General features: G+C 74.3%; 15 protein-coding genes. 5 read left to right on the forward strand and 10 right to left on the reverse strand.

Annotated features, from left to right (window positions below):
* Nucleotides 1–118: 118 nt before the first annotated feature.
* Entirely contained in the window at nt 119–1,210 is a 1,092-nt protein-coding gene (gene dapE / locus ACIG3E_RS00545; protein WP_399609537.1) for a succinyl-diaminopimelate desuccinylase, read from the reverse strand.
* 126 nt (nt 1,211–1,336) lie between these two features.
* Here dapE and ACIG3E_RS00550 point away from each other — a divergent pair, with 126 nt between their 5' ends.
* Entirely contained in the window at nt 1,337–2,242 is a 906-nt protein-coding gene (locus ACIG3E_RS00550; RefSeq protein WP_399609539.1) for a heavy metal transporter, read from the forward strand.
* 300 nt (nt 2,243–2,542) lie between these two features.
* Nucleotides 2,543–2,941 (forward strand): ATP-binding protein, encoded by a 399-nt coding sequence (locus tag ACIG3E_RS00555; RefSeq protein ID WP_399609541.1) that lies wholly within the window; start codon nt 2,543–2,545, stop codon nt 2,939–2,941.
* 62 nt (nt 2,942–3,003) lie between these two features.
* Here the strand turns inward: ACIG3E_RS00555 and ACIG3E_RS00560 are convergent, their stop codons facing one another.
* Together ACIG3E_RS00560 and fdxA are read right to left on the reverse strand one after the other, a co-directional pair.
* The gene (locus tag ACIG3E_RS00560; protein ID WP_399609543.1) at nt 3,004–4,098 is read right to left on the reverse strand and encodes a bifunctional succinyldiaminopimelate transaminase/glutamate-prephenate aminotransferase; all 1,095 of its coding nucleotides are present in this window, start codon (nt 4,096–4,098) and stop codon (nt 3,004–3,006) included.
* 98 nt (nt 4,099–4,196) lie between these two features.
* The gene (fdxA, locus tag ACIG3E_RS00565) at nt 4,197–4,517 is read right to left on the reverse strand and encodes a ferredoxin (RefSeq protein ID WP_138961620.1); all 321 of its coding nucleotides are present in this window, start codon (nt 4,515–4,517) and stop codon (nt 4,197–4,199) included.
* A gap of 143 nt (nt 4,518–4,660) precedes the next feature.
* Here fdxA and ACIG3E_RS00570 point away from each other — a divergent pair, with 143 nt between their 5' ends.
* From ACIG3E_RS00570 to ACIG3E_RS00580, 3 genes are all read left to right on the forward strand, one after another.
* Complete coding sequence (locus ACIG3E_RS00570; RefSeq protein WP_399609546.1) at nt 4,661–5,671, forward strand: GNAT family N-acetyltransferase; 1,011 nt, start codon at nt 4,661–4,663, stop codon at nt 5,669–5,671.
* 200 nt (nt 5,672–5,871) lie between these two features.
* Nucleotides 5,872–6,726, forward strand: coding sequence for a transglutaminase-like domain-containing protein (locus ACIG3E_RS00575; protein ID WP_399609548.1), 855 nt, complete (start codon nt 5,872–5,874; stop codon nt 6,724–6,726).
* A gap of 81 nt (nt 6,727–6,807) precedes the next feature.
* Nucleotides 6,808–7,686, forward strand: coding sequence for a tetratricopeptide repeat protein (locus ACIG3E_RS00580; RefSeq protein ID WP_399609550.1), 879 nt, complete (start codon nt 6,808–6,810; stop codon nt 7,684–7,686).
* 18 nt (nt 7,687–7,704) lie between these two features.
* Here the strand turns inward: ACIG3E_RS00580 and ACIG3E_RS00585 are convergent, their stop codons facing one another.
* The 7 genes from ACIG3E_RS00585 to mshB form a co-directional block, all read right to left on the reverse strand.
* Nucleotides 7,705–8,367, reverse strand: a complete 663-nt coding sequence (locus tag ACIG3E_RS00585; RefSeq protein ID WP_399609551.1) for a response regulator — start codon at nt 8,365–8,367, stop codon at nt 7,705–7,707.
* Nucleotides 8,364–9,605 (reverse strand): sensor histidine kinase, encoded by a 1,242-nt coding sequence (locus tag ACIG3E_RS00590; protein ID WP_399609553.1) that lies wholly within the window; start codon nt 9,603–9,605, stop codon nt 8,364–8,366. Before ACIG3E_RS00590 ends, ACIG3E_RS00585 begins: the two co-directional genes overlap by 4 nt.
* Nucleotides 9,602–10,327, reverse strand: a complete 726-nt coding sequence (locus ACIG3E_RS00595) for an ABC transporter permease (RefSeq protein WP_399610716.1) — start codon at nt 10,325–10,327, stop codon at nt 9,602–9,604. The genes ACIG3E_RS00590 and ACIG3E_RS00595 overlap by 4 nt, the downstream gene beginning before the upstream one ends.
* A gap of 242 nt (nt 10,328–10,569) precedes the next feature.
* Nucleotides 10,570–11,520 carry an ABC transporter ATP-binding protein gene (locus ACIG3E_RS00600; protein WP_399609555.1) on the reverse strand — a complete coding sequence of 317 codons (951 nt, stop codon included), beginning with the start codon at nt 11,518–11,520 and terminating at the stop codon, nt 10,570–10,572.
* 176 nt (nt 11,521–11,696) lie between these two features.
* The gene (locus tag ACIG3E_RS00605; protein ID WP_399609557.1) at nt 11,697–13,745 is read right to left on the reverse strand and encodes a hypothetical protein; all 2,049 of its coding nucleotides are present in this window, start codon (nt 13,743–13,745) and stop codon (nt 11,697–11,699) included.
* Nucleotides 13,746–13,885: 140 nt separating this feature from the next.
* The gene (locus ACIG3E_RS00610) at nt 13,886–14,254 is read right to left on the reverse strand and encodes a DUF6113 family protein (protein WP_399610719.1); all 369 of its coding nucleotides are present in this window, start codon (nt 14,252–14,254) and stop codon (nt 13,886–13,888) included.
* Between the two features lie 149 nt (nt 14,255–14,403).
* Nucleotides 14,404–15,312, reverse strand: coding sequence for an N-acetyl-1-D-myo-inositol-2-amino-2-deoxy-alpha-D-glucopyranoside deacetylase (mshB, locus tag ACIG3E_RS00615; RefSeq protein ID WP_399609559.1), 909 nt, complete (start codon nt 15,310–15,312; stop codon nt 14,404–14,406).
* Nucleotides 15,313–15,352: the final 40 nt, after the last annotated feature.

Genomic DNA, 15,352 nt, shown 5'->3' on the forward strand with positions numbered 1-15,352 from the left:
TTCCACTGGCGGTCGCGGCGGGCCGGGTGGCCCCTGCCGCGCCCCACTCACTCGTTGTGCCACTTCAGCGTAGGTCTACGGGCGTTACGCGCGGCGTAATTCCACAAGGCGGCCGGGGTCAGGAGGTGAGCCAGGCGCGCAACCGGGCCTCCGCCTCGGGGATCAAGGAGGCCTTGACCCGCTCGTCCACCTTGTGGGCGAGGAGCGGCTCGCCGGGGCTGTAGTTGACGGCGGGCACGCCGAGGGCGCTGAAGCGGGCCACGTCGGTCCAGCCGTACTTGGGCCGGGCCTCGCCGCCGACGGCCGCGAGGAAGGCCTGCGCGGAGGGGTGCGTGAGGCCCGGGCGCGCGCCCCCCGTGTGGTCGTCGACGACGAACTCGTCGATCCCGCAGTCGGCGAAGTAGTCGCGGACGAAGGCCTCCGCCTCCTCGGGCGTGCGGTCGGGCGCGTAGCGGAAGTTCACGACCACCGTGCAGGCGTCGGGGATGACGTTGGTCGCGACGCCGCCCTCGATGCCGACCGCGTTGAGGCCCTCGTGGTACTGGAGGCCGTCGACGACCGGCTGGCGCGCCTCGTACGCGGCCAGCTTCGCGAGGATCGGGGCGGCAGCGTGGATGGCGTTGGAGCCCATCCACGCGCGCGCGGAGTGCGCCCGCTCCCCCGTCGTCTTCAGGTGGACCCGCAGCGTGCCCTGGCAGCCGCCCTCGACCTGGTTGTTCGTGGGCTCCAGGAGCACCGCGAAGTCGCCCGCGAGCCAGTCGGGGTGGGCCTCGGCGACGTGCCCCAGGCCGTTGAGGTGCGCGGCGACCTCTTCGTTGTCGTAGAACACGAAGGTGAGGTCGCGGTTGGGCTCGGGCACGGTCTGGGCGATGCGCAGCTGGACCGCGACACCGGACTTCATGTCGCAGGTGCCGCAGCCCCACAGCACGCCGTCCTCGTCCAGGCGCGAGGGCACGTTCCCGGCGATCGGGACCGTGTCGATGTGACCGGCCAGGACGACGCGCTCGGCGCGGCCCAGGTTCGTGCGGGCCACGACGTTGTTGCCGTGCCGGTCGACCGTCAGGTGCGGCAGGGCGCGCAGCGCGGTCTCGATGGCGTCCGCGAGCGCCTTCTCCTGGCCGCTGGGGGACGGGAAGTCGACGAGTGCGGCCGTCAGCGCGGCGGCGTCCATGGTGAGGTCGAGCGGCGGCTGCGCCGGGGTCTGATCCATGGCCTCGACCCTAACTCTCCGCCGCGGGTCGCCTCCCGTTCCGTCCCGCCGCCCGGCGCCACGCCCGAACCGTCCCTCTCCGTGCCCAGGCCGGCACTGTCAGTCCGCTCCAGTACCTTGGTGCGCGTGTCCGAGCCGTCCCTCCTCGTCCGGCGCGGCCGCCTCCCGCGCGCCGGGGCGGCCCTCGCCGTACTGCTCGCCGTGGTGGCCTATGTCGTGGTTCAGTACGTTTCCGGAAGCCGTTCCGACCCCCGCTGCACGGTCGTGTCGGGCAACGGCGACGGGGCGACGTACGAGATGAACGCGGAGCAGGCCGTCAACGCCGCGACCATCGCGGTCGTCGGCACCCGGCGCGGCATGCCCGAGCGCGCGGTGACGATCGCCCTCGCGACGGCCCTCCAGGAGTCCGGCCTGCGCAACATCCGCCACGGCGACCGGGATTCGCTCGGCCTGTTCCAGCAGCGGCCCTCGCAGGGCTGGGGCTCGCGGCGGCAGATCATGGACCCGGTGTACGCGTCGGTGCGGTTCTACGACCGCCTCAAGGGCGTGCCGGGCTATTCGCGCCTGCCCCTGACGGTCGCCGCGCAGCGCGTGCAGCGCAGCGGCTTCCCGCAGGCGTACGCGAAGCACGAGCCGGACGCCGCGCTGCTGGCCGCCGCGCTCACCGGGCGCACCCCGGCGACGCTCAGCTGTCAGGGCCTGCCGGGCATCGACCCGGGCGGCCCGCGCGAGGTGCGGCGGGCGCTCGCGCGGGACTTCGGTCGGGACCTGCTGCCCGAAGGCACGCCCGCGCGCGGGCGCGTGGTGAGGGTCCCCGTCACCGAGGCGGCCGCCGCCTCACCGGAAAGTGGCACTCCGCAGCGCGGCTGGGAGCTGGCGCACTGGGCCGTGGCCAACGCGACGGCCCTGCACATCGAGCGGGTCGCGTACGGGGGCCGGGAGTGGAGCGCCGGGGATTCCGCCGATCCCGGGGCCATGTGGCGCACGACCGGTGCGCGGACGCGCGAAGTCCGAATCGTCGCTGGGCAGTAGTGCGGAAGGGTCCCTCGAATGAGGGACGGCGATTACCGCGCGGAGACGCCCGGAGGCCCCTTTCGAACAGGTGCGGCAGCCCCCTCACATTCCTTGAGAACAAGGGCTGTTGAGCGGTCTTGACAGCATTTCCACGCATCGCGTTTGCCCGAATTTATCCGCAGCCGATAATGCGACGCATTGCCAACTCTTTACGTTGGCCCACCGCAACCTTCGTGAGCTTCGAGCGGTAGTCACTGCGTCAAGCGCCGGAGATCCTCCGGTCGGACACCTCACCGTCCCCTCCCGCTAAGGAGCATCATGTCCCTCCCCCTGACCCGCCGGATCGCCCGCGCCGCGCTGCTCGTCGCCGCGGCGGCGCCCGTGGTCGGTGCGGCCGGCTCCGCGAGCGCCGCCGACCTGCCCGACACCTCGAAGCTGGGCGGGCTCAGCGCCGTCGACCCGGGCAGCCTGGGCGACACGGTCGACGGCGCGACGCAGAAGGCCAGTGGCGTCGCGACGGAGGCCGGGAGCAAGGCCGTCAAGAAGGGTGTGCCGACCGCGGGCAAGGCGGTGGGCAAGGGCGCGAAGACGACGGCGCCTGCCGCGAAGGGGGCCGCGGATGACGTGGCCGAGGGGGCCGGTGAGGTTCTCGGGGGTGCGGCGGGCAAGGGGCTGCCGACCGAGCAGCTGCCGGTGAAGAGCCTGCCGCTGGGCTGACCCTCCGGGTCCGGGTACGCGGAAGGGGTGCGGGGAGCTTTGCAGCTCCCCGCGCCCCTTTGCTACCTCAGGCGCGATACCGCTGCTGCCACGCGTTCGTCCGTTGCTGTCATCGCTACGCGGACGAAGTGGGCGCCCGCCTCGCCATAGAAGTCGCCGGGGGCCACCAGGATGCCGAGGGAGGCGAGGTGGGCGACCGTGTCCCAGCAGGACTCGTCGCGGGTGGCCCACAGGTACAGGCTCGCCTCGCTGTGCTCGATGCGGAAGCCGTGCCGGACCAGGGCCTCGCGCAGGGCCGTGCGGCGGGCCGCGTAGCGCTCGCGCTGCGCGTGGACGTGGGCGTCGTCCCCGAGGGCCGCGATCACCGCGGCCTGCGTCGGAGCGGAAGTCATCATTCCGCCGTGCTTGCGGATCTGGAGGAGGTCGCCGAGCACGGCGGCGTCCCCGGCGGCGAACGCCGCGCGGTAGCCCGCGAGGTTCGAGCGCTTGGAGAGGGAGTGGACCGCCACGATGCCCTCGTACGAGCCGCCGCAGACGTCCGGGTGCAGGACCGACGTCGGGTCGGCTTCCCAGCCGAGCTCCAGATAGCACTCGTCGCTGACCAGCAGGACGCCGTGCTCGCGCGCCCAGGCCACGACCCGGGTCAGCTCGTCCTTTGACAGGACACGGCCGGTCGGGTTGGAGGGCGAGTTGAGCCACAGGAGCGCGAGGCCCGTGGGGTCGAGCTCCAGCGGGTCCTCGTACGTGACGTACTCCGCGCGGGCCAGGCGCGCGCCGACCTCGTACGTCGGGTAGGCCAGGCGCGGATAGGCGACCTTGGCGCCGGGGCCGAGGCCGAGCTGGGTGGGGAGCCAGGCGACGAGCTCCTTGGAGCCGACGATCGGCAGCACGTTGTGGTGGGTCAGATCGCGGGCGCCGAGGCGCCGGGCGCACCAGCCGGTGATCGCGTCGCGCAGCTCGGGCGTGCCCCACACCGTGGGATAGCCGGGCGAGTCGGCGGCCGCGACGAGCGCCTTCTGGATCAGCTCGGGCACCGGGTCGACGGGGGTGCCGACCGACAGGTCGACGATGCCGTCCGGGTGGGCCGCCGCCGTCTCCTTGTACGGCTCGAGCTTGTCCCAGGGGAACGTGGGAAGACGGTCCGAGACTGCTGACACGAGATGCGCTCCAGGCGGTGCGGGGGTCTTGTACAAACGCCCCGGCCCCGTACAGCGGACGTGGCCGTACGGGACCGGGGCGGCGCTTGAGCGGCCGCTTACTGGTTCTGCGGCGGCAGGCCTGCGACGAAGGGGTGGTCGCGCTCGATCAGGCCGAGCTTGCTGGCGCCACCGGGCGAGCCGAGCTCGTCGAAGAACTCGACGTTCGCCTTGTAGTAGTCCTTCCACTCCTCAGGAGTGTCGTCCTCGTAGAAGATCGCCTCGACCGGGCAGACCGGTTCGCAGGCTCCACAGTCGACGCATTCGTCCGGGTGGATGTACAAGGAGCGGTTGCCCTCGTAAATGCAGTCGACCGGGCACTCCTCGATGCACGCCTTGTCCTTGACGTCGACACAAGGCTGCGCGATGACGTAGGTCACGCTGTCGTTCCTCCTCGATACGGGCGCTGGCGGGCCGTCCTCAGGCTCCGCTCGCCTGGCGCGCGGGAGCGCGGCGTCGTCGATGCCCGCACCTAGTATCTCCGTTCCCGGGCAAGATCCGAACAGGAGGGGCGTACAGAGCTGTGGAATTCACTGCGGGCGGACGGCTCGAGGTCCGAATCACCCCTTCTGACGTGGGTAAACGCGTATCGGTTCGACGTGTGAGCGAGGCGGACGCCCCGGGCTCCCGGTTCACCGACACGGTGGGCGTTCTCACATCGTGGAACGACGGTGTGTTGGTGATCACACGCAAGAGTGGCGAGGCTGTCCGGATTGCGGAGAGTGCCCTGGTCGCGGGGAAGGTCGTGCCGAGCGCGCCCGCGCGCCGCCGGGGACCCGCCGCGACGTACGAGGAGCTGGCGCGGGCGGGGGCGCGCTCCTGGCAGCCGGTGGAGAGCGAGCGCCTCGGCGCGTGGACGCTGCGGGCCGCCGCCGGATTCACCCGACGGGCCAACTCCGTGCTGCCGCTGGGCGATCCGGGCCGCCCCCTCGACGACGCGCTGACGTACGTGCGCAGTTGGTACGCGGACCGCGGCCTGCCCGCGTACGTGCAGGCCGCGACCGGCGTCGACGACGCGCAGGACCGGCTCCGCGCGGAGCTCGAACGGCGCGGCTGGGCGCGGGAGGTGACCACACAGGTGCTGATCGGCGCGCTCGCCCCGGTCGGTGACCTGCCCGTGGACACCGGGCGGGTGACGCTGTCGCGGAGCGTCGACGCGGCGTGGCTGCGGCGGTACGGGCGGGCCGGGGCGGCGGGACCACATGTGGTCGAGGTACTGACGAGCGGCCCCTCGGTGTGGTTCGCTTCCGTGCCCGGCGACGAGGGCACGCCGGCGGCGATCGGGCGGTGCGTGGTCGACGGCCGGTGGGCGGGGTTCATGGCGGTGGAGGTGGACCCCGCGGCGCGGCGGCGGGGCCTGGCCACGGCCGTGATGACGGCCCTCGCGCGGCGGGCGCTCGACGAGGGGGCGTCGGCCGCGTGGCTCCAGGTCGAGGAGGACAACGGCGGTGCGCGGGCGCTGTACGACGGGATGGGATTCTCCGTCCACCACCGTTACCACCACTACAGGCAGCCCGAGCGACCGGAGGCATGAGCGACGACGGAGGGCCCGGGCGGCCGCGTCCGGGCGGCGGGACGCCCCGGACCGGGCGCGACGGCGCTTCGGCCCGCACGGACGGCGTCGTACGCGTACGCCGGTCGCAGGCGTACGGCGAAGACAGCACGGGAAGCAGCACCCCGGCACCACCCCTCGGCCCGGCCGGACGGGCCCACACAGAAACGACAGAGGCACGGATGCGCGCACAGCCCGCGAAGTCCAGTGAATGGCGGCGCAGATTCGCCGACGAGGCCAGGTCCGAGCGGCCCGACCTGTCCCTGCTGTGCCTGCTGCTGAGCGGGGAGGCGGACCCGGAGCTCGACGACGCGGGCATCGTGGCGGCGCAGATCGAGCTGGACACGCTCGCCGGGCAGCTCCCCTACCGGCCGGGCGGGGCGCGCGCGTGGGCCGCCGCGATGTCCGAACTGCTCGGGGGGCGGCACGGCTTCCACGGCACCGCGACGGACTACCAGCGCCTGGAGTCCTCGCTCCTGCACGAGGTGCTGCGGCACAGGCGGGGCCTGCCGATCCTGTTGTCCGTGGTGTGGATAGAGGTGGCCCGGCGTGCGGGCGCCCCGGTGTACGGCGTCGCGCTGCCCGGCCACTTCGTGGTGGGCTTCGGCAGCCCGGACGAGTACGGCGCGACGGAGCAGGTCCTCGCCGACCCGTTCAACGGCGGGCGGCTGCTGAGCCGCGAGGACGCGGAGCGGCTGGTCGCGCAGACCACGGGCGGCAAGCTCAACTCCTCGCTCCTGACGGCCGCGGCCCCGCTGAACATCATGCTGCGCATCCTCAACAACATCCGGGCCTGGGCCGCGGCCCGCTCCGAGCGCTCCCACGTGGCGCTGTGGGCCCTCGAACTGTCGCTCCTGCTGCCCTCGCACCCGGCGCGGCTGCGCTACGAGCGGGCCCAGCTGCTCGTCGAGCGCGGTGACTTCCTTGAGGGCGCGCGGGGGCTCGACGAGTACGCCGAGGTCGTCGAGTCGATCGAGCCCACGACGGCGGAGCGGGTCCGGCTCCAGGCGCGGGCGGCCCGGGCGAAGCTCAACTGAGGCCTCCCGGCGCGCCCCACCGGGTCCGCTCCGGCCGCTGAGGAACCGGTTGGGGAGGCCTCGGTCGGGCACCACCGTCGTATGCGTGCGTGGCGTCGAGCCTTCGCGGTGGAGGCCAGGGCCGAGCGGCCCGACCTCGCGCTGCTGTGCCTGCTGATCGGCGCGGAGGCGGACCCCGCGCTCGACGCGGCGGGCATCGCCGCGGCGCGCCACCAGCTCGACCTGCTCGCGCGGCTGCTTCCGCCGAGCCCGGGCGGGCCCCGCGCCTGGGCCGCCGCGCTCGCCGAACTCCTTGGCGGGCGCTTGGGGTTCGGCGGGCGGCCCGGTGACTACCAGCGCCTGGAGTCGGCCCTGCTGCACCGCGTCCTGCGGCGCAGGAGCGGCCTGCCGATCCTGCTGTCCGTGCTGTGGATCGAGGTGGCCCGGCGGGCGGGCGCCCCGGTGTACGGCGTCGCGCTGCCCGGCCACTTCGTGGTCGCCTTCGGCAGCCCGGACGCCTGCCCGGGCGAGGGCTGCGGCGCGTACGACTCCTGCGGCGGCCGGGGCGGGTGCGAGGAGCGCGTGCTCGCCGACCCGTTCGGCGGAGGGCGCCTACTGAGCTGTACGGAGGTGCGGCTGCTGGTCGCGGGCGCCACCGGGGCGCCGCCGGAACCGGCGATGCTACGGCCCGCCGACCCGCGCGAGATCGTCCTGCGCGTCCTGAACAACATCCGCGTCTGGGCCGCGGCCCGGCCCGAGCGCTCCGACGTCGCCCTGTGGGCCGTGGAGCTCGCGCTGCTGCTTCCCGGGCCCGCGGCCGGGCTGCACCACGACCGGGCCCAGCTCCTGGTCCAGCGCGGCGACTTCCGCACCGGCGCCGCCGAGCTGGAGACCTACGCCGACGCCCTCGCCCCGCGCGACGCGGCGGCGGCCGAGCGGGTGCGGCGCCAGGCGCGGGCGGCCCGGGCGCGGCTCAACTGAGCCCGGCCGGGCGGCGGGTCACAGCCAGCCCTTGTCCCGGGCGACCCGCACGGCCTCGGCGCGGTTGCGCGCGGCGAGCTTCTGGATGGCCGTCGACAGGTAGTTGCGGACCGTGCCCTGGGACAGGTGGAGGGCGGCGGCGAGTTCGGCGTTGGTGGAGCCGTCGGCGGCGGCGCGCAGGACCTCCCGCTCGCGGTCGGTCAGCGGGTTGGCGCCCTCGGCGAGGGCGGCCGCGGCCAGCGTGGGGTCGATGACGCGCTCGCCCGCGAGGACGCGGCGCACGGCGTCGGCGAGCTGGGCCGCGGGCGCGTCCTTCACCAGGAAGGCCACGGCCCCAGCCTCCATGGCGCTGCGCAGATAGCCGGGGCGGCCGAAGGTGGTGAGGACGACGACCTTCACCGCGGGCAGGGCCGCGCGCAGCTCCGCCGCCGCCTCGATGCCGGTGCGGCCCGGCATCTCGATGTCGAGGAGCGCCACGTCGACGGGGTGGGCGCGGGCGGCGGCGAGCACCTCGTCGCCGCGCGCCACCTGCGCCACGACCTCGATGTCCGGTTCCAGGCCGAGCAGCGCCGCGAGGGCCTCGCGGACCATGGACTGGTCCTCGGCGAGCAGCACCCGGACGGGGCCGCCCGCGGGGGCGTCGGCTTCGCCGGGGTCTGCGGGGGTGTGCGTGCCGGTCATGCGGGTGATCCTAGAGCGGACGCCGCGGCCGCCCCCGCCGGGTCCGCCGCCAGCGGCACGCGCGCGGCGAGCCGGAAGCCGCGGCCCCCGCGCCCGCCGCCCGAGCCCACCTCCAGGACGCCGCCGACGGCCTCCAGGCGCTCGGTGAGGCCGGTCAGGCCGTTGCCGTGGCCGGTGCCCGCCGTGAGGCCCACGCCGTCGTCCTCCACGGCCAGTTCGAGCACCGGGCCCGCGAGGGTCTGGCGGTGGGTGAGCGTGACCGCGCAGCGGCTCGCCCCGCTGTGCCGTACGACGTTCGTCACGGCCTCGCGCAGCGCCCAGGCGAGCGCGGCCTCCCGCTCCTCGTCGGGTGCCCGCGGGCCCGCGGGCACCTCCAGGGGGACGGTGGCCTCGACGCCCGCGGCGGTCAGCGCGGTGCGCGCCCCGGCGAGCTGGCCGGGCAGGGTGAGCCTGCGGTAGCCGGTGACCGCCTCGCGGACGTCCACCAGGGCCTGGCGGCTGACCTGCTCGATGTCCGCGACCTGCTGGGCGGCCCGGTCCGGGTGGTCGGGCAGCATCCGCCCGGCCAGCTCGCTCTTCAGCGTGATCAGCGACAGCGAGTGGCCGAGCAGGTCGTGCAGGTCGCGGGCCAGGCGCAGGCGCTCCTCGTTCGCGGCGAGCTGGGCGACCGTGGCGCGGGCCTGGCGGAGCTGGAGGGTCGTACGGATCAGATGGCGGACGCCGGTCATCGCGAAGCCGACGAGGAAGGTCGTCACGCCGAGGCCGGTGATCAGGTCCGCCGCGCCCACGCCCTGCGCGTACACGCCGATCGCCAGCATCGCCCCGGTGACGGCCGGGATCACCCACAGGGCCTGCGCCATCGGCAGGACCGCGCCCGCGGACACCGCGACGTACACCCACAGGCCGAGCCAGGCGGAGTCCATCCAGGCCGAGAGGGCGGCCGCGAGGAGCACGAGGGCCCCGTACGTGACGTACACCCAGCGCCAGCTGAGCACCCGGGTCGTGTACCGGAAGACCAGGGTCAGGTAGCAGCCGACGAAGGCGGCGAGGCCGAGCGAGCCGAGGACCGTCGCCGCCGTGGAGCGGCCGCCGTCGGCCAGGTCCTTCACCGGTGCCGCCATGAAGACCAGCCAGATGCCGATCCAGGCGGCCTTGGTGCGGGCCGCGCGGCGGTCCGTGACGGGCCGCCCGAAGCTGTGCAGGGGGTGGCTGCGCTCCAGGTCCAGTGGTTCGTTCACGCCTTCAGTGTGTCCTTCCGGTACAGCCAGGCCGCGCCCGTGGCGAAGGCCGTGAAGTACGCGACGAGCAGGACGACGTCCTTGGTGTGCGGGGCGCCGCCCAGCTCGATGGCGCGGCCGAGCGCCGCGTACGCGTGCGTGGGCAGCCACTCGCCGAGGGTCTGGAGCCAGTGCGGGAAGGTCGTGGCGGGCATCCACAGGCCGCCGAGGACCGAGAGGGTGAAGTACAGGATCATCGCGATCGGGCGAGCCGTGTCGCTGGTGGCGAGGTAGCCGACGGCCACGCCGAGCGCGGCGAAGCAGAGGCTGCCCGCCCAGATCGAGCCGGTCAGGGCCAGCCACTGCCAGGCGTCCAGGCGGACGCCCTTGACGGCGGCCCCGGCCACGAAGACCACGAGGATCGAGGGCAGGCTGACGACGGCGGCGCTGGCCGTCTTGGCGAGCACGTAGCCGCGGCCGGGCAGGCTGGTCAGGCGCAGCTGGCGCACCCAGCCGCTCTCGCGCTCCTTGGCGATGCGCTCGCTGTTGCCCATCAGGACGGCGGTGAGCGCTCCGAAGGAGGCCATGGACACCATCAGGTACGCGGGCACGCTCAGGCCGCCGCTGCCGGGCATCGTGGCGTCGGCGTCCTGGCCGCCCGCGGTGATCAGGAAGAGCAGCGCCGGGAAGAGCACGGAGAAGAACAGGAACTTCCGGTTGCGCAGGGAGCGCTTGATCTCCAGCTTGACGAGGGCCGCGGAGGAGAAGCCCGCCGCGCCCCGCCGGGCGCCCGCCCGTGCCGTCGCCGGGTGCGTCGCTTCCGTGGGGTGCGTCGCCGTGGTCACGTGGGTCTCCGTGCTCGTGTCGGTGTGCGGGGTGGTGTCTGTGTGTGCAGTGGTGTCTGTGTGTGCAGTGGTGGTGGAGGTGCGCGGGGTGGTGGAGGTGCGCGGGGTGGTGGAGGTGCGCGGGGTGGTGGAGGTGCCGGTCATGCCGTCTTCGCCTCCTCGGCCGCGGTGATCGCGACGAAGGCCTGCTCCAGGCCGAGGCCCGCGACCTCCAGGTTGCGGGGGTAGACGCCGAGGCCGTACAGCGCGTGCACGGTGGCGTCGGCGTCGGTGGACTGCAGCCGGACCGTGCGCCCGGACACGTCGAGCGCGCTGACGTGCGGCAGGCGGCGCAGCTCGGCGGTCAGCTCGGCGCCCCGCGCGGCCAGCTCCACCAGGTCGAAGCTGACCTTGCGGGCGCCCGCCCGTGCCTTGATCTCGGCGGCGGTGCCGTCGGCGAGGAGGCGGCCGCGGTGCAGCACCAGGACGCGGTCGGCGATCGCGTCGGCCTCCTCCAGGTAGTGCGTGGCGAAGAGGACCGCGCGGCCCTGGTCCGCCTGCTCCCGCATGGTCGCCCAGAACGCCTGGCGGGCGCTGACGTCCATGCCGGTGGTCGGCTCGTCGAGGACGATCAGGTCGTTGGGTCCGGCGGTCGCGAGCGCGAACCGGACGCGCTGCTCCTGGCCGCCGGAGAGCCGGTTGACCTTGCGGTCGGCGATCTGGGTGATGCCCGCGTGCGCGAGGACGTCGTTCACGCGGTACGGCCGCGGGTGCAACGCGCAGGCGAGGCGCACCAGTTCGCGCACCGAGACCTCGTCCATGAGGCCGCCGCTCTGCAGCATCGCCCCGACGCGGCCCGCGGTGATCGCCTCGCGCGGTCCGGTGCCGAACACGCTGACCGTGCCGCTGTCCGGGCGGCGCAGGCCGAGGAGCAGGTCGAGCGTGGACGACTTGCCCGCGCCGTTCGGCCCGAGCAGCGCCACCGTCTCCCCGGGCCGCAGATCGAGGCTCAGGCCGTCGACGGCCCGTACGTCGCCGTAGGACTTGGTCACCGATTCGAACCGCACGGCACTCGTCAAGGGGCCCGCCGCGGTGGTCGCTGTCATCGTCATGTGCACCATCGTCGCTGGTCAGAGCGGTACGACGGCAGTGTCGGGTGTGGTGACATCCGCATGACAGATGTCATGCGGACGAGCTGACCGAAGGCGGCGGGGGCACCCACGCGGGCAGACGAAAGCGCCGGGCGGGACCAGTGAACTGGTCCCGCCCGGCGCCGGTGTGCCAGCGGCTAGCTCGCGTTGGTCTCGATCACACCAATCCGCTCCGCGGGCGTCTTGCCGCGCAGCGCCTTGCCCATGGCCTGCGCGACGTCCGTCGGCTGGACCGGCGTCTTCTTGCCGTTGCCGCGCTGGATCAGGACGCCGTCGAAGGTGCTGCCGTAGAGCGCCTTGAGCGCCTTGAGGTCGTACGTCTCGACGAGCTTGCCGTTCACGACCTTCACGCCGAGCACCTGCGGCAGCGACCGCGCGGGGCCGAGCGGGATGCCGCTGCCCGTGCTCGTCTTGATCATGACGTTGGCGGACATGGCGGGCTTGGCGAACTCCCGCATGAACCGGTCGACCTCGGCGTCCGAGACCGTCGGCTTGCGGTTCGTGACGGGCACCGCCACGCTGCCCGCGCTGCCGGTCTCGACCTGCTTCTTGTACGCCTCCGCGACCGCGCTCGATGCCTTCTCGGCGTCGATGCCCTTGCCCGCCCTGCCGTGCACGGCGACGGCCTTGCCGGGCACGAACTTGACCGTGCCCTCCTTGGCGGTGCCGGAGCCGGAGCCGCCCGCGGCGCGCTCCAGGGCGGCCGTCAGCTTCTCCTCGTCGACGGGCATCTCCGGCTCGACGACGCGCTCGCCGCCGAACAGGCCGCCGATCACCGACACGGGGTTGTAGTCGCTGCCCGCGGCGGAGCGGACCGTGGCCTGGCTGTCGAGCGTGAGCCCGGCCTGGTCCGGCTTGAGGGTGAGCGTGTCGCCGCCGACCGTCAGCTTGAGCGGCTTGTTGACGCGCTCGCCGAGCGCCGCGTCGAGCTTCTTGACGGCCTCGTCGCGGGTGCCGCCGCCGATGTCGACGCCGAGGACGGTGGTGCCCTTCGGTACGTCCGCGTGGTTCATCAGGAGGCCCGCGCCGTACGCGCCGCAGCCGATGACCACGACGAGCCCGGCGAGCATGACCAGCTTGCTGCGGCCCTTCTTCTTCGCCTTCTTGGCCGCCGGGGCCGCCGGGGCCTTCTGCTGCGCGGGCTCGGGCAGCTTGGGCGGCGTGTGCGGCAGCGGCCCGTCGGGGGCGCCGGGCGCGAACGGCCCGTTCTGGGCGGGCGGGACGACCGGGATGCCGCTGTTGAGCGTGTCCCCGGAGACGTTTCCTCCAGGCGCTCCGGGGGCACCAGCGGCGGGCGGGCGCGGGCCGCCGGGGCCGCCCGCGCCGGGCACGGGCTTCTGCGGCGTGAGGATCGCGGTGTCGTCGCTGAGGCGGCCGGGGCCGCCGGGGCCACCGGGACCTGCGGGGCCGCCCGCGAACGGCTCGGTGCCGGTCCCGTAGGGGTCGGGCCCCGCCGCGTACGGGTCGGGCTCGGCCGGGGGCTCCGGCGTCAGCATCGGGCCGTCCCCGGTCACCGGTCCCCCGGTGGGCCCGGCGGGCCGGTCGTCGCCGAAGTACGGGAGGTCGTCGCGCCGCGGCTCCCCGCCGGAGCCGAGCGGTCCGGCCGCCACGGCGGCGGACACGTCGTAGCCACCCGTGCCGGAGTCACCCGAACCGGTGCCCGAAGAGGGAGGAGGGCTCGACGGAGTGGACGGACCCTTGGCCGGGGCCTTGCGCGGTGCGAACCAGTCGCTCGCGGGCTCCCCGCCGTCATCGCCGGAAGCGGAACCTCCGGTGGGCCCCGTGGACGCCTGCGGAGCGGCGCCGCCGTTCAGGGCCCCGCCGGGGGCGGGGGCGGGCGCGCCGGGACCGGGCAGCGCCGAGGCGGCACCCGTACCGGAGCCGGTGTCGTCCGGGGCGTGGGGTTCCGTGCCTCTGTCACCGTCGGCGTCCCCGACCGGCGTGCGCATCACGACGGGCGGGATGGGCCGCGATCCGGGGATGTTGATCCGGATCCGGGTGGTCAGCGTGGTCTCGGTCTTCGGTTCGCCGGACCGCCGGTCGCCGGGCCCGAGCCCGGCGCCGTCCGCTGCGCCGTCCGGGCCGACGCCCTGAGCGGGCGAGCCGTACGGCGGCGTCCCCGACGGGTACGCGGCTCCCGCGCGCCCGTGAGGACCGGAGGACGAACTGTCAGTTTCACGACTCAAGGCAGGTTCTCCTGGTTGGCTCCGCCGCCCGTCTCGACCACTCGGGCGGCTCGGCGGCGCGCACCACCATACTGGCCGCCGTCGGCAGGCATCCCGTGACCGGCGTCAAACCCCTGCCGGGAACGGGCTCAAGTGGTACGTCACTTGCCAAGTCGGGCGTCGGACGCGCCTGGTTGCGGCCGCTGCCCGAGCGTGGCACACATCACAGCCACGCCCATGCCGCCGAGCAGGAAGACGTACGACCCGAGCCCGGCGCCGAACACGAAGTCGCCCTCAGGGCGGGTCGCCGTGAGCAGCATGACGGCGGCGAGCCACCCTCCGGCGGGCGCGAGGGCCCCGGCTCTGGTGCCGGTGGCGGTGGCGCCGCCGTAGAAGGCACCGGCGGCTCCGGCGAGCGCGAGCAGCAACCCGCCCGGGAACCAGCCCTGTTGGACGAGCGCCCCCGCGACCCCGACGAACGCGCCGAGCAGGAAGAGCGCGACGTACGCCACCAGGCGTGCGGCGTTCAGCGGCTGGGCGAGGAAGCTGCCGGGGACGGCGGCGGCCGCCGCGCCGGAGCCCGCGGCCGGGGACGGCTTCGCGGCCTTGGCGGACGGCTTCGCGGCCTTGGCGGACGGCTTCGCGCCCTTGGCCGACGACGAGGCCTTGGATCGCGTACTCACTGGTCCGCCCCTTCCGTGCCGAGCCCGGCGAACAGGTCGGTCTCGCGCGCGCCGGGCGCCGCCCCCGACTCGCCCCGTACGAGCTCGTAGTACTCGGTGTCGAAGATCGGCTGGGCCAGGCCGTTCGACAGGGCGAACAGCGGCTCGCTCACCTCGATCTGCGTGGCGTGGGCCCGCATGGCCGCGGCCTTGGCGGCGGCGAAGGCGGGCCCGCCGGTCTCCGCGGTGATCCGCTCGTCGTCCGTGACGCCGGGCACGTCGGCCAGGGAGGCGACGGCCGTGAAGGGCGTGCCGGGGAGCGCGTCCGGGAGGGTTCTGAAGCGCTTCTCGACGACCGAGCGCGGCGCGCGGTTCCAGTAGACCTTGGCGATCGTGTGCGGCGCGCCCAGGTCGGTGCGGAAGCCGGGCTCGCCCGCCAGGTCCGCGGCGCGCATGGCGACGCGGTGGGCCTGGATGTGGTCGGGGTGGCCGTAGCCGCCGTCGGGGTCGTAGGTGACGAGCACCTGCGGCCGCACCTCGCGGATCACCGCGACGAGGTGCGCGGCGGCCTCGTCCAGGTCGGCGGCCCAGAAGGCGCCGGGGCGGTGGTTCTGTTCGAGGCCCATCATCCCGGAGTCGCGGTAGCGCCCCGCGCCGCCGAGGAAGCGGTGGTCGCCGACGCCGAGCTCCTTCATCGCGGCGGCCAGCTCCCCGACGCGGTACGCGCCGAGCGTGTCCTCGCGGTCGGGGGCGAGGTGCGCGAGCTCCGCCGGGATGACCTCGCCCTCCTCGCCGAGCGTGCAGGTCACCAACGTGACACGGGCACCGGCGGCCGCGTACGCGGCCATCGTCGCGCCGTTGTTGATCGACTCGTCGTCGGGGTGCGCGTGCACGAGCAGCAGGCGCCGGGCGGGCAGTTCCGTCATGGGAACAGCCTACGAGCCCGGCGCACCCGCCCCGCGCGCA

The organism is Streptomyces sp. NPDC053474, from assembly GCF_044544845.1.
GTDB lineage: Bacteria > Actinomycetota > Actinomycetes > Streptomycetales > Streptomycetaceae > Streptomyces.